Source organism: bacterium (assembly GCA_004322275.1).
In the GTDB taxonomy this organism is placed as follows: Bacteria; Desulfobacterota; Deferrisomatia; order Deferrisomatales; family BM512; genus SCTA01.
Genome location: SCTA01000013.1, coordinates 1 through 25,328 on the forward strand (window position 1 = coordinate 1; position 25,328 = coordinate 25,328).

22 protein-coding genes are annotated in these 25,328 nt (G+C 60.5%); 3 read left to right on the forward strand and 19 right to left on the reverse strand.

What is annotated here, in order from left to right:
- Positions 1–243: 243 nt before the first annotated feature.
- The 19 genes from EPN96_03485 to EPN96_03575 all read right to left on the reverse strand — a co-directional run bounded on the left by EPN96_03485 (position 244) and on the right by EPN96_03575 (position 22,150).
- Positions 244–1,158, reverse strand: a complete 915-nt coding sequence (locus EPN96_03485; protein TAL17828.1) for a hypothetical protein — start codon at positions 1,156–1,158, stop codon at positions 244–246.
- Positions 1,159–1,468: 310 nt separating this feature from the next.
- The gene (gene sucD / locus EPN96_03490) at positions 1,469–2,338 is read right to left on the reverse strand and encodes a succinate--CoA ligase subunit alpha (protein ID TAL17829.1); all 870 of its coding nucleotides are present in this window, start codon (positions 2,336–2,338) and stop codon (positions 1,469–1,471) included.
- Between the two features lie 12 nt (positions 2,339–2,350).
- The gene (locus EPN96_03495; GenBank protein TAL17830.1) at positions 2,351–3,514 is read right to left on the reverse strand and encodes an ADP-forming succinate--CoA ligase subunit beta; all 1,164 of its coding nucleotides are present in this window, start codon (positions 3,512–3,514) and stop codon (positions 2,351–2,353) included.
- Positions 3,515–3,668: 154 nt separating this feature from the next.
- Positions 3,669–5,348: an FAD-binding protein gene (locus EPN96_03500; protein ID TAL17831.1), complete on the reverse strand. Its 1,680-nt coding sequence runs from the start codon at positions 5,346–5,348 to the stop codon at positions 3,669–3,671.
- Positions 5,349–5,532: 184 nt separating this feature from the next.
- The gene (locus EPN96_03505; protein ID TAL17832.1) at positions 5,533–6,297 is read right to left on the reverse strand and encodes a 4Fe-4S dicluster domain-containing protein; all 765 of its coding nucleotides are present in this window, start codon (positions 6,295–6,297) and stop codon (positions 5,533–5,535) included.
- A 283-nt stretch (positions 6,298–6,580) separates the two neighbouring features.
- Complete coding sequence (locus EPN96_03510) at positions 6,581–7,717, reverse strand: hypothetical protein (GenBank protein TAL17833.1); 1,137 nt, start codon at positions 7,715–7,717, stop codon at positions 6,581–6,583.
- The gene (locus EPN96_03515) at positions 7,718–8,167 is read right to left on the reverse strand and encodes a hydrogenase iron-sulfur subunit (GenBank protein TAL17834.1); all 450 of its coding nucleotides are present in this window, start codon (positions 8,165–8,167) and stop codon (positions 7,718–7,720) included.
- Between the two features lie 37 nt (positions 8,168–8,204).
- Complete coding sequence (locus tag EPN96_03520) at positions 8,205–11,198, reverse strand: CoB--CoM heterodisulfide reductase iron-sulfur subunit A family protein (GenBank protein TAL17835.1); 2,994 nt, start codon at positions 11,196–11,198, stop codon at positions 8,205–8,207.
- Positions 11,199–11,217: 19 nt separating this feature from the next.
- A complete protein-coding gene (locus tag EPN96_03525) occupies positions 11,218–12,045 on the reverse strand; it encodes a heterodisulfide reductase subunit B (protein TAL17836.1) in 828 nt (275 codons plus the stop codon).
- A 3-nt stretch (positions 12,046–12,048) separates the two neighbouring features.
- Entirely contained in the window at positions 12,049–12,573 is a 525-nt protein-coding gene (locus EPN96_03530; GenBank protein TAL17837.1) for a 4Fe-4S dicluster domain-containing protein, read from the reverse strand.
- A gap of 164 nt (positions 12,574–12,737) precedes the next feature.
- The gene (locus tag EPN96_03535) at positions 12,738–14,477 is read right to left on the reverse strand and encodes a CoB--CoM heterodisulfide reductase iron-sulfur subunit A family protein (GenBank protein ID TAL17838.1); all 1,740 of its coding nucleotides are present in this window, start codon (positions 14,475–14,477) and stop codon (positions 12,738–12,740) included.
- 84 nt (positions 14,478–14,561) lie between these two features.
- Positions 14,562–16,262 (reverse strand): FAD-dependent oxidoreductase, encoded by a 1,701-nt coding sequence (locus EPN96_03540; protein TAL17839.1) that lies wholly within the window; start codon positions 16,260–16,262, stop codon positions 14,562–14,564.
- Positions 15,956–16,831 carry a disulfide reductase gene (locus EPN96_03545; protein TAL17840.1) on the reverse strand — a complete coding sequence of 292 codons (876 nt, stop codon included), beginning with the start codon at positions 16,829–16,831 and terminating at the stop codon, positions 15,956–15,958. The genes EPN96_03540 and EPN96_03545 overlap by 307 nt, the downstream gene beginning before the upstream one ends.
- Positions 16,832–16,840: 9 nt before the next feature.
- Entirely contained in the window at positions 16,841–17,254 is a 414-nt protein-coding gene (locus EPN96_03550) for a 4Fe-4S dicluster domain-containing protein (protein ID TAL17841.1), read from the reverse strand.
- A 9-nt stretch (positions 17,255–17,263) separates the two neighbouring features.
- Positions 17,264–17,827: a Fe-S-containing hydro-lyase gene (locus EPN96_03555; GenBank protein TAL17842.1), complete on the reverse strand. Its 564-nt coding sequence runs from the start codon at positions 17,825–17,827 to the stop codon at positions 17,264–17,266.
- A gap of 11 nt (positions 17,828–17,838) precedes the next feature.
- On the reverse strand, positions 17,839–18,681 hold the full coding sequence (locus tag EPN96_03560) for a fumarate hydratase (GenBank protein ID TAL17843.1): 843 nt from the start codon (positions 18,679–18,681) through the stop codon (positions 17,839–17,841).
- A gap of 28 nt (positions 18,682–18,709) precedes the next feature.
- Positions 18,710–19,639, reverse strand: coding sequence for a malate dehydrogenase (gene mdh, locus EPN96_03565; protein TAL17844.1), 930 nt, complete (start codon positions 19,637–19,639; stop codon positions 18,710–18,712).
- Between the two features lie 140 nt (positions 19,640–19,779).
- The gene (locus tag EPN96_03570) at positions 19,780–20,319 is read right to left on the reverse strand and encodes a DUF3795 domain-containing protein (GenBank protein TAL17845.1); all 540 of its coding nucleotides are present in this window, start codon (positions 20,317–20,319) and stop codon (positions 19,780–19,782) included.
- A 463-nt stretch (positions 20,320–20,782) separates the two neighbouring features.
- Entirely contained in the window at positions 20,783–22,150 is a 1,368-nt protein-coding gene (locus EPN96_03575; protein ID TAL17846.1) for a PDZ domain-containing protein, read from the reverse strand.
- A gap of 140 nt (positions 22,151–22,290) precedes the next feature.
- On the opposite strand from EPN96_03575, the gene EPN96_03580 reads away from it, so the two are divergent.
- From EPN96_03580 to nth, 3 genes are all read left to right on the forward strand, one after another.
- Positions 22,291–24,012, forward strand: coding sequence for an NAD+ synthase (locus EPN96_03580; GenBank protein ID TAL17847.1), 1,722 nt, complete (start codon positions 22,291–22,293; stop codon positions 24,010–24,012).
- 95 nt (positions 24,013–24,107) lie between these two features.
- A complete protein-coding gene (locus EPN96_03585; GenBank protein ID TAL17848.1) occupies positions 24,108–24,707 on the forward strand; it encodes a DUF2062 domain-containing protein in 600 nt (199 codons plus the stop codon).
- Positions 24,700–25,326 carry an endonuclease III gene (gene nth, locus EPN96_03590; protein ID TAL17849.1) on the forward strand — a complete coding sequence of 209 codons (627 nt, stop codon included), beginning with the start codon at positions 24,700–24,702 and terminating at the stop codon, positions 25,324–25,326. Before EPN96_03585 ends, nth begins: the two co-directional genes overlap by 8 nt.
- The last annotated feature ends 2 nt before the right edge of the window (positions 25,327–25,328 follow it).

Genomic DNA, 25,328 nt, shown 5'->3' on the forward strand with positions numbered 1-25,328 from the left:
AGGGAGCGGAGGCGGAAAGGGCGGCGGGGGGGTCTTAGTGAGCGCAGCGAACGGGTGCCCCCTCACGCCCCCGCCGCAGCGACCGGTCGCTCGTAGAGCGAGCGGAACCTCCCGGGCCGATTTCTTGGGTACTTCTTTCTAAAAGAAGTACCCAAGGAGCGCGAGGCAATGCCTCGCAAGTGTAGAATTACATTAATGTTTTTAGGATTTAGTGGGCCGAGCCCACCTGCGGCTAGTTACCAATCACGATTTGCGATGTGGCACCCGCAATGGTCCTGTTTTTTCAATCAGGTATTTCATCCAGCCCATGCGTTCCATTTCTTCCCGGACAGCAAGTGCTTCTTTTCCGTCTGCAACCTGGCAGCTTTCTCCCTCAGCAAATATATAGTCATCCGGGTACCAAGCCACCCAATGGCTTGGTATCAAAGGCTCCGGAAATACGAGTCCTTCAACGAGATTATTGACATCTTTTTCAGGCAATACACAACCGAAGGGATGAATATTGAACTGCCATAAAACAAGCACCATTGCTTTGATTTGTATTCTGGTCCTTGTATACCCCCAACACAAAGTATCATTAAGGGGGTAATATCTCCAGATAGACTTCTCTCCAATATCATCCCAGTGATATAGCAAGCCTCTAAAAACAAAAGCTACGTGAAATCTGGATTCATCTTTTTGCAATCTATCGCTCTCGCATTTAATTACAAAAGCTTGTATTTCTCCATGCTCTGCTTTTATACTTTCCAAAAAATCAATGAATCCTCTTAGGTTTTTATCATAGTATTTATAGGGGTAAATTTCTGATTTTACACCATCCAGCCAATTTCTGGTAATGCCAAAGCTTGAGCATGTATAGTTTAATATTGTATCAGATATTTCATGCATTAATTTTTCATCTGTTTCTAAATGAGCAATTTTAAGACCATAATTATCCCCGAGAAAACGCGGAATTTGCATGCGTTCTATCCCGTGAGCTTTATATATGGCGACAAATCTGCCAACCAGTTCATGGGCTTCACTTTTAGGGAGGGCTAAGCTTGGCGTACTAGCTTTCTTAATATGGAGTTTGCGCCTCTTCGATTCAAAGTATATTGCTGCTATTCCTGCCAGAGCGCTTATCCCCGTCCATTTTGAATTTGACAACCATTCAAACATAATGCCCCTATACGAATGTGCATACCCTTACAGTCAGAGTTAATGCCATTCGCCTCTATGTTAGAAAAGCACTCTTCTGGAATCTAATTTGATAATGCCAGCCTTAAAAGTCAACTTCTATTTATTATGCAGTCCTAAACATCGGCGTATATGAAGAGACAAAATCACCACAAAAAAAAAGCCGCCTTCACGGTGGAAGGCGGCCACATTTTGCGTTTGCTTGTTGTGTTTAAAATGGTGCGTTACGCCGCTTCGCGGCTAACACACCCTACACTGGTTTCCCGCCTTCGCGGGAATGACGATCAATGACCTACTTGAGCAGTTCCGCCATTTTCTTCCCCATATCCGCTGGCGACTTGACTACGTGGGCTCCGGCGGCGGTGAGGGCTGCCATCTTTTCGGCGGCGGTGCCCTTGCCTCCCGCTATTATCGCGCCCGCGTGGCCCATGCGCTTGCCTTTGGGGGCGGTCTGCCCGGCGATGAAGGAGACGACGGGCACCTTTATGTTGGCCTTGATGTAGGCGGCGGCTTCCTCTTCGGCGCTTCCGCCGATCTCGCCGATCATTATTATCCCTTCGGTCTCCGGGTCGTCCTTGAAGAGCCCCAGGGCGTCGACGAAAGTGGTGCCGATTATCGGGTCGCCGCCGATGCCGAGGCAGGTGGTCTGGCCGATGCCGAGGGCGGTGAGCTGGCCGACGGCCTCGTAAGTCAGCGTGCCGGAGCGTGATATTACGCCGACGGGGCCTTTCTTGTGGATGTGGCCGGGCATGATGCCCGCCTTGCACTCTTCCGGGGTGATGACGCCGGGGCAGTTGGGGCCGACGAGGTGAACCCTGCGGCCGCAAAGGGCGCGCTTGACGCCTATCATGTCGCGCGCGGGGATGCCTTCGGTGATGCAGATGATCACTTCGATTCCGGCGTCGGCGGCTTCGATGATGGCGTCGGCGGCGAAGGCGGCGGGGACGAAGATCATCGAGGCGTTGGCCCCGGCTTCCTTGACGGCCTGATCGACGGTGTCGAAGACCGGGACGCCGATGATGGACTGCCCGCCCTTGCCGGGGGTGACGCCGCCGACGAGGTTTGTGCCGTATTTCTGGCACTGCTCGGAGTGGAATTTGCCGTTACTGCCGGTGATGCCCTGGGTTATGAGGCGGGTGTTTTTATTGACTAGTATGCTCATTGTTGTCCCCTCTTAACCGCGGACTGCGGCGACAGCCTTTTCGGCGGCCTCGCTCATGGTTTCGGCTGAAATTATCGGCAGGCCGCTCTCGGCGAGCATCTTCCGGCCCAGATCTACGTTGGTTCCCTGAAGGCGGACGACCAGCGGGACGCTGAGCTTTATAGCCTTTGCGGCGGCTATGATGCCCTCCGCGATTGTGTCGCAGCGCATGATGCCGCCGAAGATGTTGACCAGCACGCACTTTACCTTGGGGTCGGAGAGGATGAGGCGGAAGGCGTTTTCGACCTGCTCGGCGTTTGCGCCGCCGCCCACGTCGAGGAAGTTGGCGGGCTCGGCTCCGTAGTGCTTGATGATGTCCATCGTGGCCATCGCCAGCCCAGCCCCGTTGACCATACAGCCTATTTCGCCGTCGAGGCTGATGTAGTTGAGGCCGAGCTTGCCAGCTTCGAGCTCGCGGGGGTCTTCCTCGCTCTCGTCGCGCAACGCCTCGATGTCGGCGTGGCGGTAGAGGGCGCTTTCGTCGAAATTCATCTTGGCGTCCAGCGCGATTACCTTGCCCTCGGAGGTGACGACGAGGGGGTTGATCTCCGCCAGCGAGGCGTCGCACTCGACGAAGGCCTTGTAGAGCGCGTTTATGAACTTCTGGGCGTTTTTGGCGGCTTCGCCTTCGAGCCCGAGGAGGTAGCTTATCGACCTGCCGTGGCAGGGCATGAGACCGGCCGCCGGGTCGATAGCCTTCTTGATTATCTTCTCGGGGGTCTTCGAGGCGACGACTTCTATCTCGGTCCCGCCCTCGGTTGAGGCCATTATCGTGACGAAGCCGGTGGCGCGGTCGATGACCATGCCGAGGTAAAGCTCGCGGGCAATGTCGCAACCCTCTTCGACGTAGACTTTGAGGACTTTTTTGCCCTCCGGTCCGGTCTGGTGGGTGACGAGCTGCATCCCGAGAAGCGCTTTCGCCGCGTCGCGCGCGGCCTGCGGCCCCTTGACGACCTTGACGCCGCCTCCCTTGCCGCGCCCGCCCGCGTGTATCTGCGCCTTGACGACCACGACCGGGGTTCCAAGCTCCTTCGCGGCGGCCTCCGCCGCCTCGGGAGTCTCGACGACGATGCCGCGAGGCACCGTTACACCGTACTTCTTCAGTATTTCTTTCGCCTGAAATTCATGAACGTTCATCCAGCCTCCGCATGAAAGTCTTCTATACCCCGCCTACGTCGTATCCGGAGTGCAGAAGACTTTCAAATTTTTCAGTTTATCCAATCAGGTTAAGCGAAACCCTCGTCCCCAGGTGCGATGCCGATAGCCGGGATGAAGCGTCGTCCGCACTTCCTTAACGCATGGTGCCTTCGTAATGAGCCGTAAGCTGATGCTGTCTGACTTCCGGCGTAGTGTAATCCGGCAGCAGTATCGGCGCGATCCTGTCCTTGGGGATGTCGCCGAGGGAATCCAGCTCCTTCGTCAGCCCCTTGATGTGGTCGAGGGTGGGAGCGCCAAGCTCGCCCGAAATTCCCTTGATGTACTCCACCGCGCTCTTGCCGGCCCTTCTGCCGAAGACGGTTACGTCCAGCAGGGAGTTGCCCATCAGGCGGTTCTCGCCGTGTACGCCGCCGGTGACCTCGCCCGCCGCGAAGAGGCCGGGGACGCCGGTTTCGGTGTTGGCGTTGATGCGAATCCCGCCGTTCTGGTAGTGGAGGGTGGGATAGATCAGCATCGGCTCTTTGCGGATATCGATGCCGTAGCGGATGAACTGCATGAACTTCGCGGGAAGCTCGCGCTCCACCGTGCCGGGGCCGTCGAGGAGCTCTATCATCGGGGAATCGAGCCAGACGCCGAGCCTGCCGACGGGGGTGCGGATTCCAAGCCCCCTTTCGGTGCATTCGCGGATAATCGCCGCCGATTCCACGTCTCTGGGCTCGCGCTCGAAGACGAACTGCTCGCCGTTTATGTTCAGCAGGTTGGCTCCCAGGCCGCGCACCTTCTCGGTGATGAGGAGGCCGACGTTCTGCTCCGGGTAGGCGGCTCCCGTCGGGTGATACTGGGTGGAGTGGAGGAAATCGAAGGCCGCCCCGGCGCGGTAGGCCAGCACGAGGCCGTCGGCTGTCGCTCCGTAGTGGTTGGTGCAGGCGAACCCCTGTATGTGGAGCCTGCCGTTGCCGCCGGTGGCTATGACCACGGCTTTGGCGCGAATCACCATGTACTCCTCTGTTTCGAGGTTGTACATGAGTGCGCCGCAAACCCTGCCCTGGGCGTCTTTCAGTATCTCGACCGCCGCGGTGAACTCGACGATGTCGATGGAAGCGGTGCGGCTTCTCGCCTCGTCGCGGAGCACGCGCATTATCTCCGAGCCGGTCATGTCGCCCGCGGAGTGCATGCGCTTGCGGCAGGTTCCGCCGCCGTGGCGGACGAACATCCGCCCGTCCGGGTGCTTGTCGAACATCATGCCGAGCTGCTCCAGCCAGCGGATGACGATGGGGGCGTCGTGGGTCAGCGCGGCGACCAGCTCGGGCTTGTTGGTGAAGTGCCCGCCGCCGATGCAGTCGAGGTAGTGGTAATAAGGGCTGTCAACCTCGTGGTCCGCGCCCTGAATGCCTCCTTCGGCCATGACGGTGTTGGCGTCGCCGTGGCGAAGTTTGGTGGCGAGGATTACCTTTGACCCGTTCTCGGCCGCTATGAGCGCCGCCGAAGTGCCCGCTCCGCCCGCCCCGATTACGAGAACGTCGGTCGTCTTCGTTTCGAGGTCGTCGAAATTGACCAGATCGGGGTTTATGCGCGGGTAGGACTCAAGGCAGGCGACCACCTCTTCGGGATAGACGTCGCCCTTGTTCTGCCCGTAGCGCACTGCGACGCGCCCCTCCGGCATGTAATCCGGGTGGAACTTCGAGAGCACGTCGTGGCGCTGGTCGAGCGTCATAGGTGTGAAATTTTCGCCGCGCCTGTTGCGCTCCACGCGCTCGCTTCTCGTGGCCTCGACGCGCTTGATCAGTTCTTTCATTTCGGGCGTGTAACCCATCTTGAATCTCCTGTTCAGATACGCATTATTTGCGTTCGGAGGTTTTTGAAAACTATTGCGAGCCCCGCCTTCTGTGTCGCGTGCTCGCTCGGCGCTCGCCTAACAAAAAGTTATGTCTCGCTCCTCGCTGCGCGGCTCCTTGAATCCGGGGCTCTCATAACGTTTTCCCCCAATCTCATATTTTTTAGAGGTTGGATTTATCTTCCGGCTCCCAGCCCCTTGAATTCATGGGCTCCGGCTCGCGGGCAACGTAGAGTTTTTTCAGTTCTTCCATCGAAAGGGCGGTAAGCGCTTCGAGCGCCGTGTCATACTTGCCCGATTCTATCTCCGTGACTCTCTTTTCCAGATGATCCGCCTGAGGAATGACGCACTTGCCGTAAAGCCTGCGGCAGAGCTGCGCAACGTGGTAGTGGGCGATCTGCGCGGGGCAGCGGGCGGAGCACATGCCGCACTGGATGCAGTCGAAGGACTTTAGCGCCGCCTTCTTTATGTCTCCGCGCATCGCCGCGTTGATGTAGCCCATCACGTCTATCTCCATCGGGCAGGCGCGGGTGCAGGTGTTGCAGCCGACGCACTTCATTATCTCCGGATAGAGGACGGCGAGGGTCTCGGCGGCGGCCTTGAGCTCTTCGAGCTTGTAGACGGCGCGGTTGGCCGGGAAAAAGGGGAGCTGCGCCAGCACCATGTTCTCTTCGATGACCGTCTGGCAGGCCAGGCCGAAGTGGAGGGTGTAGTCCCCCATGACGCGCCACACCGTCGGGCAGGCGCCGCAGATGCCGCCCCTGCAGCCGCAGGCGCGTATGTACTTGTAGCCCGCGTACTCGATCGCCTTCTGTACGGTCAGAGTCTCGGGCAGCAGGTACTTCTTCCCCATGACGTAGACGGGGATGAGTTTCGCCCCTTCGGGAAGGATGGTCCTGTCTCCGCTGGCGATGGTTTTTTGACTCATATTAAATCCTCCTTGCAGGCTATATCCTTTGTTGGCTTCGTCTTTTTCCGCCATGCGTCGTTGCCGCCTCCGCCGGGCGCTCGCCGTATTCACGATACTGTCTTCGCGCCCTTGCTCGGCGACTCCTAGCCTGGTGAAAAAATCCAAAGCCAAATTTAAAAGCGGTTGTGCTGTCTCGCGTCTCGCTCCGCGTCTCCTTGAAACCGGGGCTTCTCGCGACGTTTTTAAACAACCTCTATAAACTTAACGCCTACTGTTGTTCTCTTGAATACCTGTTGCCAGCCTAATGATCTTTCGCGCCGGACTCTGTCCGAAGTTCGTCTTCTCTGAACGTCGAAACCGGTACGGGCTCGTCGAGGCTCTTTCCGGCTTCGTAGCCGAGCATCGACTGCACCGAGGCGGCGGTCTTTCTAAAGAGCGTGGACACCGGGAGCCCCATCGGGCAAGCGGTGTCGCAAAGGCCGCAGCCTATGCAGGAAGAGGCCATGTGGCTGAGCCGGGTCATGTGAAACAGCATGGTTTCGGAGGGCATCTTCTGCACGCCCTTCCTCGCCGCCCACCCGGCGTACCTGCTCCCCTCGTGCTCGAAGAGGGAGGATTTGAAGATGCAGACCTTGCAGTAGCAGATGGGGCAGTTCTCCATGCAGTTGAGGCAACGTATGCAGGTGGAGAAAGCCTTCTTGAACCCCTCAAGCGAACCGGCCTCGGACTCGAAAGTTTTGAAGAGCTCGTCGCGGGCCTTTTCCCTGAGCGCTCTGAGTTCAGCGATTACCTTTTCCCTCTCCGGAGAGGGTTCGGAGCCGAAAACCGCCAGCCCCGCCTTTTCCAGCTCTGCCGCGACCTTGTCTTCGGCCTCTATCTCAAGAGCCCCATCGCAGCCGAAGAGGTTCAGGCGGATGTCCCCGAACTTTGCGGAGGGGTTCTCGCAGATGTTGCAGGAGGAGCGGAAGTGGAGCTCTGCCGGAGGGACGATCGCTCCCGAAGCCATTTGCCCGATGAGCTTCGCGGCGGTTTTCACCGGGTCGAGCTTCGACTCCGCAAACCCCTTCAATTCGCAGGTTCCGGGGCAGTCTACGGTGATGAAGAGGATGTTCTCCGGCTTTATCTGCCCGAGCTTTACAAGCTCCACCGCAGCCCTGGCCTCGCAGGGGCGAAGCACCGCCGCGACGCGGACGCCGGGGTCGGTGAAGGCGATGCGCGAGAGGGCGCGCGCGCCCTGAAACCCCATTACCGGAGCCCAGGGAAGGGCGGAGGCGCGAAGCTCCTCAGAGTCCGCGAAGAGAGCGAGGGCGACGCTCCCACCCGGCTGCACGGCGGGGACGAGAACCTCTTTCACCACGGACTTTTCAATCAGCCCGGCGAGGAACTCCCGCGAAGCGGTTACGGGATCGGATGTGCTGGTCAGTCTGCCGATATTCATTTAAACGTCCCACTCTCTCTTGAATTCAGAGGGGCCAAGCGCCGCTATCTTCGCGGTCACCTCCCTCACCGTCTCGGCGAAAAGCCTTCCCTCGCTGGCGCTTATCCACTTAAGGGTGACGCGCTCCTCGGGGATGCCGAACTCTTTGAGGATGGTCTTGAGTATCGCGACCCTGCGGCGCGCCTTGTAGTTGCCGGACTGGTAGTGGCAGTCGCCGGGGTGGCAGCCGCCGATGATCACGCCGTCGGCCCCGTCCATCAGCGCCTTCATCACGTAGACCACGTCCACCGCGCCGGAGCACATGAGGTGAACGACGCGGACGTTGGGCGGATACTGCTGGCGGGTGGTGCCCGCGAGGTCCGCCCCGGTATAGGTGCACCAGTGGCAGAGGAAGGCCACTATGCGCGGCTCGAAGTTCTCAATATTCTTAGCTGTTTCCGACATGTCCATTACCTTTTAAACCGCGCATGACGCGCGTGAAAATAACTTAAAGAATCTCGTCGAGACTTGAAAGAATCTGGTTTGGCGAATAACCAAACTGTTTCGCCGCCTTGTTCGGGCAGACCGTGACGCAGCTTCCGCAGGCCTTGCAGAGCACCGCGTCCACCGCCGCCGTTTTCTTCTCCTCGTCTATCTCCCTCGCCCCGTAGGGGCAGGTTTCGACGCAGAGCCCGCACCGGCTGCAAAGCCGCTCGTCCACGGTGGAGACGTTGAAGGGCGCGGTGAGTTCCCCTGCGCTCAGAAGGGCCGAGAGCCTGGCGCTTGCCGCCCCCGCCTGCGTCACCGCCTCGCCGATGTGCTTGGGCGCGTGGGCTGTTCCGGCCACGTAAAGGCCGGGAAGGGTCAGGTCGGTCGTCGCGCTCTTGGCGTTCTTCTCGGTGAAAAAGCCGTTGTCGTCTATCTCTACGCCGTAGAGTGAGGAGAGCCGCAGGTTCTCCTCTATCGCGGGGACCATGCCGACGGAGAGTACGAGGTAGTCCGGCATCTCGGTCAGGGTCTCCCCGAAGGAGGGCTCCAGCCACGAGACCTGAATGGAATTTTCGGCGGCCTCAACGACGGGCGGGTTTCCGGGGTCGAAAGAGGTGAAAAGGACTCCCTCCTCGCGGGCCTTGCGGTAGAGAAGCTCGTAGTCGCCGTAGGCGCGAAGGTCGCGGTAGAGGATCGTCACCTGCGAATCGGGGCTAAGTTCCTTTATCTTGCGGGCGTTCTTCAGGGCCTGCGTGCAGCAGACGCGGGAGCAGTAGGGGAGCTTCCCCTCGCCCTCTTCGCGGCTCCCGGCGCACTGGATCATCACGACGCTGCCGCCCCGGAAGCAACCTCCGGCGAGGAGTTTTTCCATCCCCTTCTGGGTGATTATCTTCGGGTTTTTGCCGAGGCCGTAAACGGCGGGGCTGGCGGGTACGGCTCCGGTGGCGAAGACCACGCCGCCGTGGGCGAGTTCGGCCTCTCCGTCTCCGGTCTCAAGCGTAGTCCTAAAAGCGCCGATTCTGCCCTTCGCGTTGGTTATTCTCGCGCCGGTGTAGACCTTGACGTTCGGTGCGGCGTTGACCTTTTCAATCAGCGCTTCGACGAACTTTTTGGGGTCGCCGCCCTTTACTGTGTAGGCGCTGGTCACAGCCAGCCCGCCGAGCTCTTCTTCCTTCTCGACGAGGTAGACCGGGTGGCCGAGAGAGGAGAGCCTGTGAGCCGCGCTGAGTCCCGCCACGCCGCCGCCGACCACGAGGACGGACTTGTCGGCGGACTCCCGCACGGTCCCGGAAAAACCTGTGAGTTCCGAGGATTTAAGCGCCGAACGGACCGAGGCGAGAGGAGCCGCCGGGTCGCCGGTCATCACGGCCTCGCGCAGGCTGGAGAATTCCAGCGCCCCTTCATGCACCCCCATCGTCTTAAACATATGGCGGTAGTGGTCTTCGACTATCCGCTCGGTGCAGGCGGCCAGGACGAGGCGATTCGGCTCCTTTTCGGCGAAGAGGGAGCGGACCTCGCTCATTCCGGCCTTGGAGCAGGCGTGGGAGACGCGCTCTACGAAAGCGACGGAGGGATCGACCGAGATCTCACCGGCCAGCACGTCGAAGGGAACTTTTGAAGTGTTGAAGCCGTCGCACTCGCAGAGCACGACCCCGATCTTCGGCGCTTCCTCCCGCCAGTCGGCGGGCGTGGGGGCGGCGGCGAGTCCTTCCGAAGCGGGAGCGTTCAGAAGCTCTCCCGCGAGGGCCGCCGCGAGGGAGCCCTCCTGCGTGGCGTCGGGTATGTCCTTCGCGCCGGAGAGGTTTCCGCAGACGAAGAGGCCGGGAAGCCCCGTTTCGCAGGGGGTGAACTCGCCGCAGGAGTAGCCGTTGGGCGAAAGGGTCAGGCCGAAAACTCCCGCCAGCTTTTTCGCCCCCTCGCCCTGCGTGAAACCTGCTGAGAGGACCACAAGCTCGTGGCGGCGAAGGACGGGTTTCCCCCCCTCGCGCACCTCTATATCGAGGTCGCCCGTCGCCGGGCTGTGCCGTATCACCGAGGGGATGGCGCGGACAAACTCGATGCCGAGTTCTTTGGCCTTCGTGTAGTATTTTTCGTAATCCTTGCCGAAGGCGCGGATGTCCATGTAGTAGACGGTGACGGTAAGCTCCGGCGAGCGCTCCTTGACGAAAAGGGCCTGTTTGAGCGCGAACATGCAGCAGACGCTGTAGCAGTGGGGCCTGCCGTAAGCCGGGTCGCGGGAGCCGACGCACTGGATGAAGGCGAGGCTGCCCGGGGTCTTTCCGTCGCCGGGGCGGACAGGGAGGCCGAGCGAGGGCGAACCCGCGGCCAGCATGCGCTCGAACTTCACCGCCGAAAGGACGTTGGGGTAGCGGTTGTAGCCGAATTCCCCCTTGCCGGAGGCGGGGTAAATCTCCGCGCCAAAGGAGAGGATAACCGCCTTCCCTTCTATCGTGCGGGAGCTTACGGGAGCGTCGAGGTCGATTGCGCCTGACTTGCAGGCCGAGACGCACTTGCCGCAGCGGGTGCAGTTCTCGCTGTCGATGGCGTACCCCTTGGCGATGGCTTTGGGGTAGTAGCGGTAGACCGCCTTCCGGGTCTCAAGCCCTTCGCCGAACTCGCGCTTCACCTCTACCGGGCAGACGGCCTCGCAGGCGCCGCAATCGGTGCATTTTTCCGGATTCACCCGGGACGGGGCGCAGGAGAGGTGTAGTTTCCAGTTCTCCCCGCTCCTTTCGGCGCTCGAAACCGTGGCGGAGGATATCGTCTCGACGTTCTCGTGGAGGTGGCACTGGAGGAAGGGGCAATAGGTCGGCGTGTCGCACGCCATGAAGCACAGGCCGCACGACTGGGTCGGAAACTGGTTGTCCAGAAGCGGAAAGAGCCCGCCCACGGAAGGAGCGCTGTCCACCAGAAAGACCTGGTGGCCTCTCGCGGCGAGGGCGAGCGAGGCCTGCATCCCCGCAGGGCCGCCACCCACGACAACCGCAGTGTTTTCGGCTTTTATTTCCTTCATTCTTCGCCTATCAGGGAACCTAAAAAAGGCCCGCCGGATTTATAAGATGTTTTCCCCACCACTTTTCCCGTCCGGGACACTGGAGGGCTTCGCCAATAAGCTCGGTGATGTAGAGCACCGGGATGCTGGTTTCGGCCTGCCGCATGTCGAGGTTGGCCTGGCAGAGGCCGCAGGAGACTACTATCGCGTCCGCGCCAGCCTCTTTGGCCGCCGCCCCGAGCTTCGAGACCAGCTCGCTGCAGTGCTTCCCGTGGCTGATGCCGAGGTCGGCCCCGCAGCAGTCCACCTTGTAGGACCAGTCCAGCGCCGTCGCGCCCGCCGCCTCGCAGGCCATTTCCAGAGTCATGGGATTTTCCCACTCGGTGGAGCCCGCTATTTCCGGCGGCCTGACCATCTGGCAGCCGTAGTAGGCGACGACCTTGAGGCCGGTGAGGGGCTTTTTAACCTTCGAGCGAAGCTCCTCGATGGCTCCGGGGCGGTTGAAAAAATCGACCAGCGACCAGACCTCGACGCCCTTCCCGTACTCCTCGCCGAGGGACTCTTCGAGTTTCCTGGCTTCCTCGCCGCCCTCCCTGAAGACCGAAAGGGCGTTGCGGACGTTGCTGAAGCAGCCCGCGCAGGGAGCGATCAGGGTTTTGCCCGCCTTGTTGGCTATGAGGAGGTTTCGGGCGGGCAGCCCGAGGGAGAGGAACCTGTCCACGACGCGGGCGCTGGCCCCGCCGCAGCAGTTCCAGTCCTCGATCTCTTTAAGCTCGTGGCCGAGCGCCGAAAAGACCGCGAGGGTGGATTCGTTGAATTCCCACGCGGTGGAGTGCGACGTGCAGCCGGGATAATAGGAAAATTCCATGCTCTAGCGCCTTGCTCTTTCTTTGAAGATACCGTCGAGTCTCCCCTTCTCCCGGACCTTGCCCGGCCAAAAGGGAATCTTCCCCTTGGCGAAAAGTTTGAGGCCCGCTCCCACGTCGGTGAAGAGGTCCTTCGTGCGCAGCTTGAACTCGACGAGCATCGAAAGCTCGTGGACCCTGCCGAATCTCTCCACGCTGTTGGCGAAGGACTGGTGGAAGCTCATCACGGCGGGCTCGGCGGCCTTGATACCCTTTTCGAGCGCCATGTTCCGCATGGCGTCCATCAGCCTCGATATCCGTATCCCGTTGGGGCACCTTGTCCCGCAGGTCTCGCAGCCGATGCACATCCAGATGGCGCAAGAGCCAAGAAGCCCCTCCTCGTCGCCGAGTTGTATTCTTCTTATCACGCCGTGGTTTTGCCACTCGAACCACTTGACGGTGGGGCACCCGGCGGAGCACTTGCCGCACTGGTAGCAGGCGTTCAGGTTCTGACCGCTGCGCTCGGCGACCTTCTGGGCGAAACCGTTCATTTAATCTCCGTCACTAGGAGGTTGTTGAAAAACTGCTGTGAGCCTGTGTTTTCGGCGTCGCGTTCTCGCTCGGCGCTCGCCTAACTACCAGTTATGTCTCGCTTCTCGCTGCGCGGCTCCTTGAAACCGGGGCTTCTCGCGACGTTTTTCAACACCTCCTGTGGTCAGCATCCCTCGCCGGGGCTCCGGGTGAAAACGTCTATCTGCCCGAGGACCTGAACGGGTGAGTCGTTCTTGAGTCTGCAGGCCTTGTTGGGGCAGGCGGCGACGCAAGCGCCACACCCCTGGCAGAGCGCCTCGTTGACCCTCGAAAAGCGGGCCCGCTCGTCCACCGTGCGCGCGCCGTAGGGGCAGACCGGGACGCAAAGGCCGCAGGCGGAGCAGATGTCCGGCTCGACCGTCGCGACCAGCGGATCCTGTTCAAGCTCGTCGCTGGCGAAGAGGGTCTGAATCTTGGAGGAGACGGCCAGCGCCTGCGAAACCGAATCGGTTATGTCCTTGGGGTACTGGGCCGCGCCCGCGAGGTAGACGCCCATGGTTGAGCTTTCCACCGGGCGAAGCTTGATGTGGCTCTCCTGAAAGAAGCCGTTGTTGTCCACGCTGGCGCGGACAATCTTCGAGAGCTCGTCAAACCCCTTCGCGGGCTCGAAAGCCATCGCCAGCACCACGAGATCGGCTTCCAGCTCCAGCTTCTCGCCGGTGAGGGTGTCCGCAGTCCAGAGGCGGAGGGTGCCGCCGTCGCGCCAGACCTTCGAGACCCTGCCGCGCACGTAGACCAGCCCTTCTTTGTCGATGTTCTCCTGACAGTACTCCTCGGTGAGCTTGCAGTCGGTGCGGATATCCATGTAGGAGATTATCGACTTCGCGCCGGGGTTCTGCGCCGCGAGGAGCTTCGCCTGCTTGTTGGTGTAGAGACAGCATACGCGGGAGCAGTAGGGCTTGTGGTGCGCCGGGTCGCGCGAGCCGGAACACTGGATGAAGACTACGTTTTTGACGGGTTTTCCGTCCGAGGGACGCCTGACCGGCTCGCCGCTCTCGAAGCTCTGCTTCAAAAGCCGCTCGAAACCGAGGCCGTCGATTACGTCGGGAAGCTCTCCCGCGCCGTACTCGGCCATCGCCTTCACCGGGTAAAGATCGTAGCCGGAGGCGACCACCACCGCGCCGAGGCTCTCCTTCGAGACGACCGGCCCGTCTTCCCCCTTCGTCTCTATCGTCACCTCGAAGTTTCCGACGTAGCCGGTTACTTCCTTTACCTCGCTATTCAGCATCAGGCGGATATTCTCGTGGCTCGCCAGTTCTTTCGCCCGCTCCTCGATTAGTTCGGAGGCGTTCTCGTGGTAGGGAAAGGTGCGGGAGATATGGCGGAGCTTCCCGCCGGGCTGGCTGCCTCGCTCGACCACCACGACTTCGTAACCGGCGGAAGCGAGTTCGAGCGCCGAGGTCATTCCGGCGATGCCCGCGCCGATTACCAGCGCGCGCCGCGTAATCGGGACGCGGATGGCTTCGAGGGCGGCGTTTCTACGCACCTTGTCCATCGTAGCGAGGATTATGTTGAAGGCCTTTTTGGTGGCTGTCTCTTTTTCGTTCTGGTGGACCCAGGAGCACTGCTCGCGGATGTTCGCTATCTCGACGAGGAAGGGGTTCAGGCCCGCGAGATAGGCCGCCTTGCGGAAAGTTTTTTCGTGCATCCGGGGGGAGCAGGAGGCGACGACGACGCGGTTGAGGTTCTTCTCGCGTATCGCGCTCTTTATTATCTCCTGACCGGGGTCGGAGCACATGTACATGTAGTTCTGGGCGTGGGCGACGCCGGGGGTCTTTTGCAACTGCTCGACAAGAGCGTTCACGTCGACCGTGCCCGCTATGTTCGACCCGCACCAGCAGATGAATACGCCGATTCTTTCCATTATTTAACGCTCCCGGCTTTGGGAGGCTGTTTAAAAACTGTTGCGAGCCCGGTTTTCTGCGTCGCGTGCTCGCTCGTCGCTCGCCTAACCACTTGTTATGTCTCGCTTCTCGCTCCGCGTCTCCTTGAAACCCGGGCTTCTCTCGACGTTTTTAAAAAGCCTCCCGGATCTCGCCAAAAGAGCCTGAACCCTTGAAGCGGCGGCGGAGCCGTGGGCCGAGGAGTCCGCTATGTCCCGGGGGCCCTGCGCGCAGCCCGCGATGAAGATCCCTTCCTTCGCGGTGTCCATCGAGCCCGTCTTGTAGTGGGATTCCTTCAGAAAACCGCTCTGGTCGGTTTCGATGCCGAGCGTTTTCGCAAGCTCTTCCTGGCCGGGGCCGGGGACTATCGCGGTGGCGAGCACGACCATGTCGGCGCGAATTTCGACGGCCTTTCCGAGCAGCGTATCCACGCCCTCGACCACTATCTGCTCACCGTCGCGGTAGAGCCTGCTCACCCTGCCGCGCAGGTAGACCAGACCTTCCTCCTCGACCGACTGCTGGATGAACTCCTCGTAGCCCTTGCCGGTGGCGCGGACGTCCATGAAGAGGACAAAGGCCTTGCCGTGGTGGACCTTGTGCTTGTAGAGGCGTGCGTGCTTGCCGGTGTACATGCAGCAAACGCGCGAGCAATAAGGCTTGTGGTGGGCCGGGTCGCGGGAGCCGACGCACTGGATGAAGACCACCGACTCGGGGACCTTTCCGTCGGAGGGTCTTCTCACCTCGCCGCCGGTGGGACCCGAGGCGGAGCACATGCGCTCCATCGCGAGCCCGTCGATTACGTCGGGTATCTCGCCGTAACCGTACTCGGGGAGGGCGCTCATAGGGTAAAGATCGAAACCGGTGGCGACGATGACCGCCGAAACCTCCTCTTCGACGAAGGATTCCTTCATCTCGTAGTCGATTGCGCCGACGGGGCATATCTTCTTGCAGACTCCGCACTTGCCGGAGGTGAGGAAGCGGCAGTTTTCGGCGTCTATTACCGGCTTGTTGGGTATCGCCTGTGGGGAAAGGGTGTAGATCGCCTTCTTGACGCCGACGCCGCGCTCGAAAGGGTTGGTCTTCACCTTCTTCGGGCAGGCTTCCTGGCACGCGCCGCAGCCGGTGCACTTCTTGAAGTCCACGTAGGAGGGGATGCGGCGAATCTTTACCTTGAAGTTCCCCGCCTCGCCTTCGAGGCCGACGACCTCGGAGTAGGCGAGAAGCCTGATGTTCGGGTGCTGCCCGGTCTCGACGGTTCTGGGCGTCAGAGTACACTGGGCGCAGTCGAGGGTGGGAAAGGTCTCGGAGAGCTGGAGCATCCTCCCGCCGACGGAGGGAAGGCGCTCGACCATCACTACCTCGTTCCCCGCCTCGGCGAGGTCGAGGGCGGCGGTGATGCCGGTTATCCCCCCGCCGATGACGAGAACCCTTGGTTTTTCCGGAGTCAACGCCACGCCGGTTACTCCAGAAGGCCGCGCGCGCGAAGCGCCGGGAAGGGATCGACGCAGTGGCGGTCCTTCGAGATGGCTTCCTTGCCGCCGCCGAGCGCCAGCATCAGAAGCTCGGTGAAGTAGAGGACCGGCAGGGGCTTGAAGGCGGCCGCCGTTTCGGCGATCTCCTTTTGCCTGTCTTCGAGGTTGAACTGGCAGAGTGGGCAGGCGGTGATTATCAGGTCGGCCCCGTTCTTTCTCGCCGATTCCAGTATCTCGGCGGAGCAGCGGGTCGCCGTCGCCTCGGAGTTCAGCACCTGAAAGGCGCCGCAGCACTCGGCCTTGAGCGGGTAATCCACGACCTCCGCGCCGAGGGCCTTTATCAGCCCCTCGAAGATCGTCGGCCTGTCGGGGTCGTCCATTCCCATCTCCGCCGCGGGGCGAAGGAGCAGGCAGCCGTAAAAGGGTGCAATCCTCAGTCCGGCGAGGGGTTTTTCGACCTTTTCCGCGACCTTTTCAAAGCCGATGATGTCGCGCAGCACTTCGAGGTAGTGAGTGACCTCCACCTTAGGGTCGTAGCTCTCTTCGAGGAAGGAGACGACGGTGTTTCTTCTGGCCTCGTCCGTCTTCAAAACGTGGTTGGTGCGCTTGAGGACGTTGTGGCAGACCGCGCAGAGGGTGACGAGCCTATCCTCTCCAGCCTTGAGGGTGTTGCAAAGAGCCCTTGAGGGGGAGAGGAGGGCCATGTTGTTGTCGGCGGCAAGGGGAAAGGTCGCCCCGCAGCAGGTCCACTCGTCGAGCTCTTCGAGGCTAAACCCCAGCTTTTCTGCCGCGGCCCTGCCGGAGTCGTCGAAATCCTTGCCCTTGGTGTAAAGGGTGCAGCCCGGAAAGTATTTGAATTTCATGTAGATGACCTAGCTCAGCGACTGGAATTTGCGCAGGCCGGCGATCATGGCGATCTGCGGAGCCCGGGCTTTGTATTCTTCGTCGAGTTTGTTTATGTTCAGCTTGTTCTCGCCCCGGCGGAGGTGAACGGTGCGCACCGCCTCCATTATCTTCGCGAGGTCTACCCCCTTCGGGCAGACGGTCATGCACTGGAGGCAGGAGGCGCAGACCCAGGGGGTGTTGGACTCAAGAATCTTCTCGTACATGCCGAGCTGGAGGTAGCGGATGACCTGGTTGGGGAGCATGTCCATCTCGGGCGCGGCGGGACAGGCGGCGGAGCACTTGCCGCACTGGTAGCACTTGTAGACGCTGTCGGCGGCTATGGTCTCTATGTCGCGAATCTCTTCGCATCTGATCTTGGAAGGGTCTAGCTTCAAGAGCATTGAATTCTCCTAATCCTTTTCTTCGTACTGCGCCCGTCCGCGCTGATAGAGATCGTCCCCGTACCTGTCTATAATAACCACTAAAGGAAAGTCTTTCACGACGAGGCGGCGGATGGCCTCCGGGCCGAGGTCCTCGTAGGCGACGATTTCGGATTCCTTCACGCACCCGGCTATGAGGGCCCCCGCCCCGCCGGTGGCTCCGAAGTACACCGCGCCGTGGGTCTTCATCGCGTCCACGACTTCAGGAGAGCGCTTTCCCTTGCCTATCATCCCGCGAAGTCCCTTTTCAATCAGGTAGGGGCTGTAGGGGTCCATCCGGTAGCTGGTGGTGGGGCCGCAGGAGCCGATGACCTTGCCGGGGGGCGGAGGCGTCGGCCCTACGAAATAAATTACCTGCCCCGCCGGGTCGAAGGGGAGGGTTTCCCCCTTTTTAATCAGCTCGACCAGCCTCGCGTGGGCTGCGTCGCGGGCGGTGTAGAGGACTCCGCTGAGGAGCACCTGATCGCCGCTACGAAGCGAATCCACGTCGGCGGCGGAAAGGGGCGTGCTGAGGCGTCTTGGCTCGGAACTCATCGGCTCGCCTCCTATATTTCCGCGTGAAGGTGCCGCGAGGAGTGGCACTGGATGTTTACGGCAACGGGGAGGCTGGCTATGTGGCAGGGGTAGTATTCTACGTGCACGTCGAGGCTGGTGGTGGAGCCGCCGAGCCCCATCGGGCCGATGCCGAGGCGGTTGATGTCGTAGAGGAGGTCCTCTTCGAGCTTCGCGTAGAAGGGGTCGGGGTGGCGCTCGCCGAGGGGACGGAGGAGCGCCTTTTTGGAGAGAAGCGCCGCCACCTCGAAGGTGCCGCCGATGCCTACGCCCACTATCGTGGGCGGACAGGGGTTGGGACCGGCCTTGTCCACCCGCTCTATGACGAACTTCTTCACCCCTTCTACGCCGTCGGCGGGGCGGAGCATGGCTATGCCGCTCATGTTCTCGCTTCCGCCGCCCTTGGCGGCGAAGGTTATATTCACCCTGTCGCCGGGGACGATGCGGGTGTGGATGACGGCTGGGGTGTTGTCGCCGGTGTTGACCCTGCGGAGAGGGTCCTTGACGATGGATTTTCTGAGGTATCCTTCGGCGTAGCCCTGCCGGACGCCCTCGTTGACCGCCTCTTCGAGGCCACCTCCAACGAGGGAGACTTCCTGCCCCAGCTCCAGAAAAATCACGGCGAAGCCGGTATCCTGGCAGAGCGGCATTCGGTCCCGCCGGGCTATTTCGGCGTTCTTCACGAACTGGTCCAGCGTGGCGCGTCCCGTCTCGCTCTTTTCGCTCTTCGAGAACCTCTCGAAAGCGTCCAGAACGTCCTTGCCAAGCTCGACGTTGGACTCTATGGCCATATGTTTTATCGCCTCGGTTATGAGGCGCACTTCAACCTTCCTCATCACTTCTCCCTGCAGACTTAAGTCAGGTTCAGGAGGGCAGTTTTACCACGAGTTCGCGCACCGCCTCGGCGCTCTTGTCCAGGGCGCTTTTCTCGGCGGGATCGAGGTCGATCTCGATGACTCTCTCGACGCCGCCCGCTCCGAGGAGGCAAGGCACGCCGAGGTAGATTCCGTTGTAGCCGTACTCGCCTTCGAGGTAGGCCGCGCAGGGGAGGATGCGCTTCTGGTCGCGTACGACGGCCTCGGCCATCTGCACCGCGGCGGCGGAGGGGGCGAAGAAGGCGCTTCCGGTCTTCAGGAGGTTGACTATCTCCGCGCCGCCGTTACGGGTGCGCTCGACGAGGGCCTCGACGCGGTCGGCGGGAAGCATCTTTGAAAGCGGAATGCCGCCGACGCTGCAGTAGCGGACGAGCGGGACCATCGTATCGCCGTGGCCGCCGAGCACGAAGGCCTGGATGTCTTCGACGCTGACGCCGGTCTCCATAGAGATGAAGGCGCGGAAGCGGGCGGTGTCGAGCACCCCGGCCATGCCTACGACGCGATTTTTCGGAAAGCCGGAGACTTTCAAGGCAGCGTAGGCCATCGCGTCGAGGGGGTTGGATACGACGATTATCACGGCGTCGGGAGAGTATTTCGCAATCTCCGCGGTGACGCTGGAGACGATCTTGTAGTTGGTGCTGAGAAGGTCGTCGCGGGTCATGCCGGGCTTGCGGGGGATGCCGGCGGTGATGATGACCACGTCGGAGCCCTTGGTATCGGCGTAGTTGTTGGTGCCGATGACCTTCGAGTTGAAACCCTCGACGGGGGAAGCCTGGAAAAGGTCCAGTCCCTTGCCCTGGGGCATCCCTTCCACGATGTCGATCAGTACGACGTCGCCAAGTTCCTTTGCCGCCGCCCAGTGGGCCGCGGTGGCCCCTACGAAGCCGCCGCCGACGACGGTTATCTTGCTTCTGCCCATAGTCGAATCCTCCGGAGAAAAATGTACTTGAGAAAATAGTCCTACTTTGTCACGATTCGTGGGTCCGAGGCTATCACCTCGCAACTACTTTAGCAATAGTAAAAAACGCTAGTCTCGCTAAAAAATACAACCGGCCAGCCTCAGCCCCCGCTGATTTTACGTTTTGCTCGTTTGTACGCCAGCGGGAGAACGATCCGGCATACCAGCTTTTTCAGGCCCGACAGGGCATGCGCCTGGGCTGATAAACTACGGCCGCATTTGGAGCACACTTTGGCGTACCATGAGAACGGGGTGCCGCAGTCGGAGCAGGACCAGCGCTTTATTTGCGCCTCCGCCCAGCCATCGGTTCCGCCGCGTTTGATCGCTTCGAGACTCCCGGGAGCTTCCTTTATATGAGAGAGAAGCCTACTGGCTGAACTCCATGCTTTGTAATCCTTGCAAGGATAATCGGTGCAGTCTACGCAGTGCTCTATCCCTTTGCCCACAGAGCAGTTCCGAAGCGGGCAACCCCGGCAGGCTGTGTAAACGGTATCGGACTTGCAGCCTCCGCAGGCAAGTTCCCCCTCGGGCAGCTTCGGGCAGCAGTCTATAAACCTGTCGCTCCGGCCTGTCCGGCTGTGAACCAGAATCGAGCACGCCCCGCAGTAGATGCCGCAGTAGGAATCGCCGAAAGTCGCCATGAATTTTCCCTTCCATTTAGTTGCGCAGGGTTGGATTGAGCATAGCGAAAATCCAACAGAAACAATATGTTGTGTCGGATTTTCGTTCCTCAATCCGACCACCAATGAACTACCCCGCCGCAAGCAGCGGGGTATCTGGTAATTCAAAACCCTTGATTACTCGCCGCAAGCGGCGGGGAATTGAACCCGAAGCGATTAAAAGTCGCTGGATTCCCGCCCTTCGGGCGAGAATGACGAAATTTGTTCCCCGGCGCGGTTTTCCGTTCCCGGCGAGAATCCCGCTTTCAAAATACGGCTTTGGATTTTTTCGTCAGGCAAGGTCTTTTCTTTAAAATTCGGCTTTCTATTTCGGATGAAGGGCAAGGAGTCCGCAGGGCGCGCGGTCGCAGGCAGTAGCGTGACTACGCCAAGACCCGCGCCCGAGAAACGACGCAGCCCTTCGCCGAAAGAGGAAGCCGTCCTCTCAGGGATTCAAAGTTACGTGGTATCCTCGTCTTCCCCTCTGAATCACCATCACCACCGTCTCCCTCAGACTCGCCGACAATATCGCCTCCCGGAACGCCTCCTCATCCTCCACCGGCGTGTCGTTTATCGAGTGTATGACGTCTCCGGGCTCGAACCCCGCCTCTTCGGCGGTGCTTTTCTTCGAGACTTCGAGAATCACCATTCCCTTTTTGGTGGCCAGCCCGAAGCGGTCGACCAGCCGATCGGTGTTCTTCACCGCCTTTATCCCCAGCCAGGTTCGGGCGAGGTTTTTGGCGAACTCTTCGGGCATTTGGCGAGTATGGACCATTACCACCCGCTCGCTTCCCTTGGTCAGGACGGACAGCGCCATGTCGGATTCGGCGGTGTAGCCCGCGAGCCTTCCGGAGTAATCCCCCCTGCCCTCTATCTTCTTGCCGTCGATCGCCAGAATAACGTCGCCGCTCCGTATCCCCGCCTGCTGCGCGGGGCCATCCTCGAAGACCCTCTTCACCACCACGCCGTAGGGAGACTTCATCTTGAAGTAGTCCGCGAGAGAATCGTCCACCTCCTGCACCTGTACCCCCAGCCACGCCCGGTGGACCTCGCCGTAATTAATGAGGTCGGAGTAGATTCTTTTGGCCTTGTCCACGGGAATGGCGAAGCCTATCCCCTCGGCGCTCTGGTAGATGGCGGCGTTGATGCCGACGAGATCGCCCATTATGTTGAGGAGCGGGCCGCCGGAGTTGCCGGGGTTGATGGAGGCGTCGGTCTGGATGAAATCGGTGTAGGTGCGTTTGTCGCCCCCCTGAACGGTGCGGCCGACGGCGCTTACGACACCGGTGGTGACGGTATGGGCGAGGCCGAAGGGGTTGCCGATGGCTATGACGGTCTCCCCGATCATGAGGTCGGAGCTTCTGCCGAGTTCTACCGGGCGCATCCATTTTTTTGGCTCGACGCGCAGCACGGCGAGATCGGTGGCGGAATCCGCGCCGACGAGGGTCGCCGGGGCCGACTCTCCTCCGGTGAAATTTACGGTTATCTTCGTCGCGCCGTGGATTACGTGCTCGTTGGTGAGGATGTGGCCCTTGTTGTCGATAAGGACGCCGGAGCCGAGGCTCGCCTCGCTCCTCCCTCTCTCGGCGGGGAAATCGCCGAAAAAATCCCGGAAGAATCGGTCGAAGAAGGGGTCGATTCCTGTGAAGGGCGAGCCTCCCGTCTCGATCTCGGCCGAGATGCCCACTACCGAGGGCACGGCTTTCTTGACCGCCCGCACGACCGGCGTCTCCCTCGGATTGTCCTGCGCCCAAGCGGCCAAAACCGGCAGAAGAAGCGTCAGGGCAAAAAGCGCAAAAAATTTCCTGATCATCTCAAACCACCCGTGGAAACCTTATAAACAGCGTTTACCATTGCCATTGTACCGGCCATGCCCTAGGCTAATAGGGGTACAATTAAAAAAGGCTGACTCAACGGCTTTAGATTCTAACCACTGCAAGAGGCGGAGTCCATATGCTTAGGCTCTTTTTGCACCAGATGAACCCGACTGTGGGCGCGGTGAGCGAAAACGGCGAGCTCATCGCCGAGGGCATACGCCACGCCAAAAAGATGGGCGCCGACATTTACGTATCGCCGGAGTGCGCTCTTTGCGGCTATCCGCCGGAAGACCTCCTCTTCACTCCCTCCTTCCTGAAGGCCAACAAAAAGGCGCTGGCCGATATCGCCGCGGGGACGAAGGGCATCATCGCGATAGTCGGCTTTCCCTACCATAACGACGACCTCTACAACGCCGCCGCCGTCTTCTGCGACGGCGAGCAGGTCGGCATAGTCAAAAAATCCATCCTCCCGAATTACGGCGTCTTCGACGAAAACCGCTATTTTCAGGAGGGGGCCAGGCCGGTAATTCTGAATATAAACGGCGCGGTCGTAGGGGTTACCATCTGCGAGGATATCTGGTACCCCTCCGGGCCCGCCCGTGAGCAGGCCCTCTGGGGAGGCGCGCACCTCATCATCAACCTTTCGGCTTCCCCCTACAACGTCGGCAAGACCGGCCTTCGCGAGAGGATGCTCTCCACAAGGGCCTCCGACAACGGCGTCTACCTCGCCTTCTGCAACATGGTCGGCGGGCAGGACGAGATAGTCTTCGACGGCCAGAGCGGCGTCTACGCCCCCGGCGGTGAGATGATCGCGAGGGGGCTTCCCTTCGAGCAGGATTTTGTGGTCGCCGACGTGAACCCCGAGACCGTGGACCTTCACCGGCTGAAAGACCCGCGCCGGAGGGTGGCCATGCGCACGGAACAAAAGAGCGAGCTGGAGGTGATTTCCCTGCCGGATTACCGGCTTACGGACAAGCCTCCCCTACCGCTGCGCGACTTTACGCCCCCCTGCGAAGAGGAGGAGATATACCGGGCGCTGGTCCTCGGCTGCAGGGACTACGCAACCAAGAACGGCTTCAAGAAGGCGCTTCTGGGTCTCTCCGGCGGTGTCGATTCCGCCCTCACCGCTTCGATTGCGGTGGACGCCCTCGGCGCGAAGAACGTCGTCGGGGTCACCATGCCTTCGCGCTACTCCAGCGAGGGGAGCAAGAGCGACAGCGAGGAGCTTGCCCGCAACCTCGGCATCGAATTCAGGACAATCCCCATCGAAAAGCCCTTTTCGGCCTTTCTCGAAAGCCTCACCCCTCATCTCGATAACGACGCCTCGGGAGTTGTCGAGGAAAACATGCAGGCCAGAGTACGCGGCATAATCCTGATGGCGCTCTCCAACAAATACGGCTGGCTGCTCCTCTCGACGGGAAACAAGAGCGAAACCTCGGTGGGGTACTGCACCCTCTACGGCGACATGGCGGGCGGCTTCAGCCTGCTGAAAGACGTGCCAAAAACCCTCGTCTACGCCCTCTCCTGCTGGAGAAACGGCGAGGCGGGAAAGCCGTGGATTCCCGAGGCCTCCATAGAGAAAGAGCCAAGCGCCGAGCTTCGCCCCGGCCAGCGCGACAGCGATTCGCTCCCCCCCTACGAGGTGCTCGACCCTGTACTTAAGACCCTTGTGGAGGAAGAGGGAGACCTTACCGGGACGGTGAACCTCTACGGGCAGGAGACGGTCGCTCGGGTGGCCGCGCTTTTGTACGCCAACGAGTACAAGCGAAGGCAGGCCCCGCCGGGAGTAAAGATAACGCCGAGGGCTTTCGGAAAGGACCGAAGGTTTCCGATAACAAACCGCTTCAAACGGTTTTAGGAGCCTCCCGGGACTAAAACCCTTTTTGGGGCGACTCGGACTGAAAAAAAATGGTAGTTTGAAGTGTTATTCTCACCCATCGGCGCCAAACGGGAATGAACTACAAACGCATTAAACTTAAAAAAATCTATCGCTATTTCTACCTGCGTGCGGTGCGCATACGCGGCACGCCGAGGGAAATAGGGCTGGGGATGGTCATAGGGCTGGCCGTAGGCATCAGCCCCGTGCCCCTGCAGATGACCATTTCCATAATTCTGGCTTCCATATTCCGCGTCTCCAAGCTCGCGGCGGCGGCCGGGGCCTGGTTCACCAACCCTCTCACCGACATACCCATCTATTACACCACCTACGTCATCGGAGCCTTCGTAATGGGGAGGGATCTCAACCCAACCCACTGCGTTCAGGAGTGGCTGAAGGCCTCAACCTCTTTCACCGGAGTTTCCGAGTACGTCACCAGCTTTCTCGGGGTCATCTGCGCCGACATCGCCGTCCCCCTGTGGATAGGCGGTCTCATAGCGGCGGTCCCCCTCTCCATCGTCGGCTACTGGCTCACCTATCAGGGCGTCGTCGCCTTCAGGCTCAAAAAACAGCAGGCGAAGCTGCAAAAACGCCACGAGTGGAAGTGGGACGACGAGATGGGCTGGCACCGCGCCGCGAAGAGCCCCTCGCACCCGGAGGGCGGAGCCAATGGATGACAAAACGCGGATACGCGAAATAGACTCCATCCTCTCGGCCCTCTACCCCCCGACCACCGCGCTACTCTTCGACTCCCCTTTCACCCTCCTCGTCGCCGCCATACTCGCCGCGCAGTGTACCGACGAGAGGGTCAACGCCGTCACCCGCACTCTCTTCCAGCGGTTCCCCGGCCCCGAAGCCTTTGCGAAGGCCGAGCAGGAGACAATCGAAGAGGCCGTCCACTCCACGGGTTTTTACCGCCAGAAGGCGAAGACGTTAAAAGAGATGAGCAAAAAACTGGTCGAGGATTTCGGCGGGAAGGTGCCCGGCTCGGTCGGCGAGCTTATCCGCCTTCCCGGCGTGGGGCGAAAGACCGCCAACCTGGTGCTCGGAAACGCGATGGGCGTCCCCGCCCTCTTCGTCGATACCCACGTCTCGCGGCTCGCCGCGAGGATGGGGCTTACCGCCAACAAAGACCCCGACAAGATCGAGGCGGACCTCGTAAAACTCCTCCCTCAGGAGAGGTGGACCGGCTTTTCCAACGTCCTCACCCATCACGGAAGGGCTATCTGCACCGCCAGAAAGCCGAAATGCCCCGTCTGCCCCATAAACGCGCTCTGTCCCAAAATCGGAGTCTGACC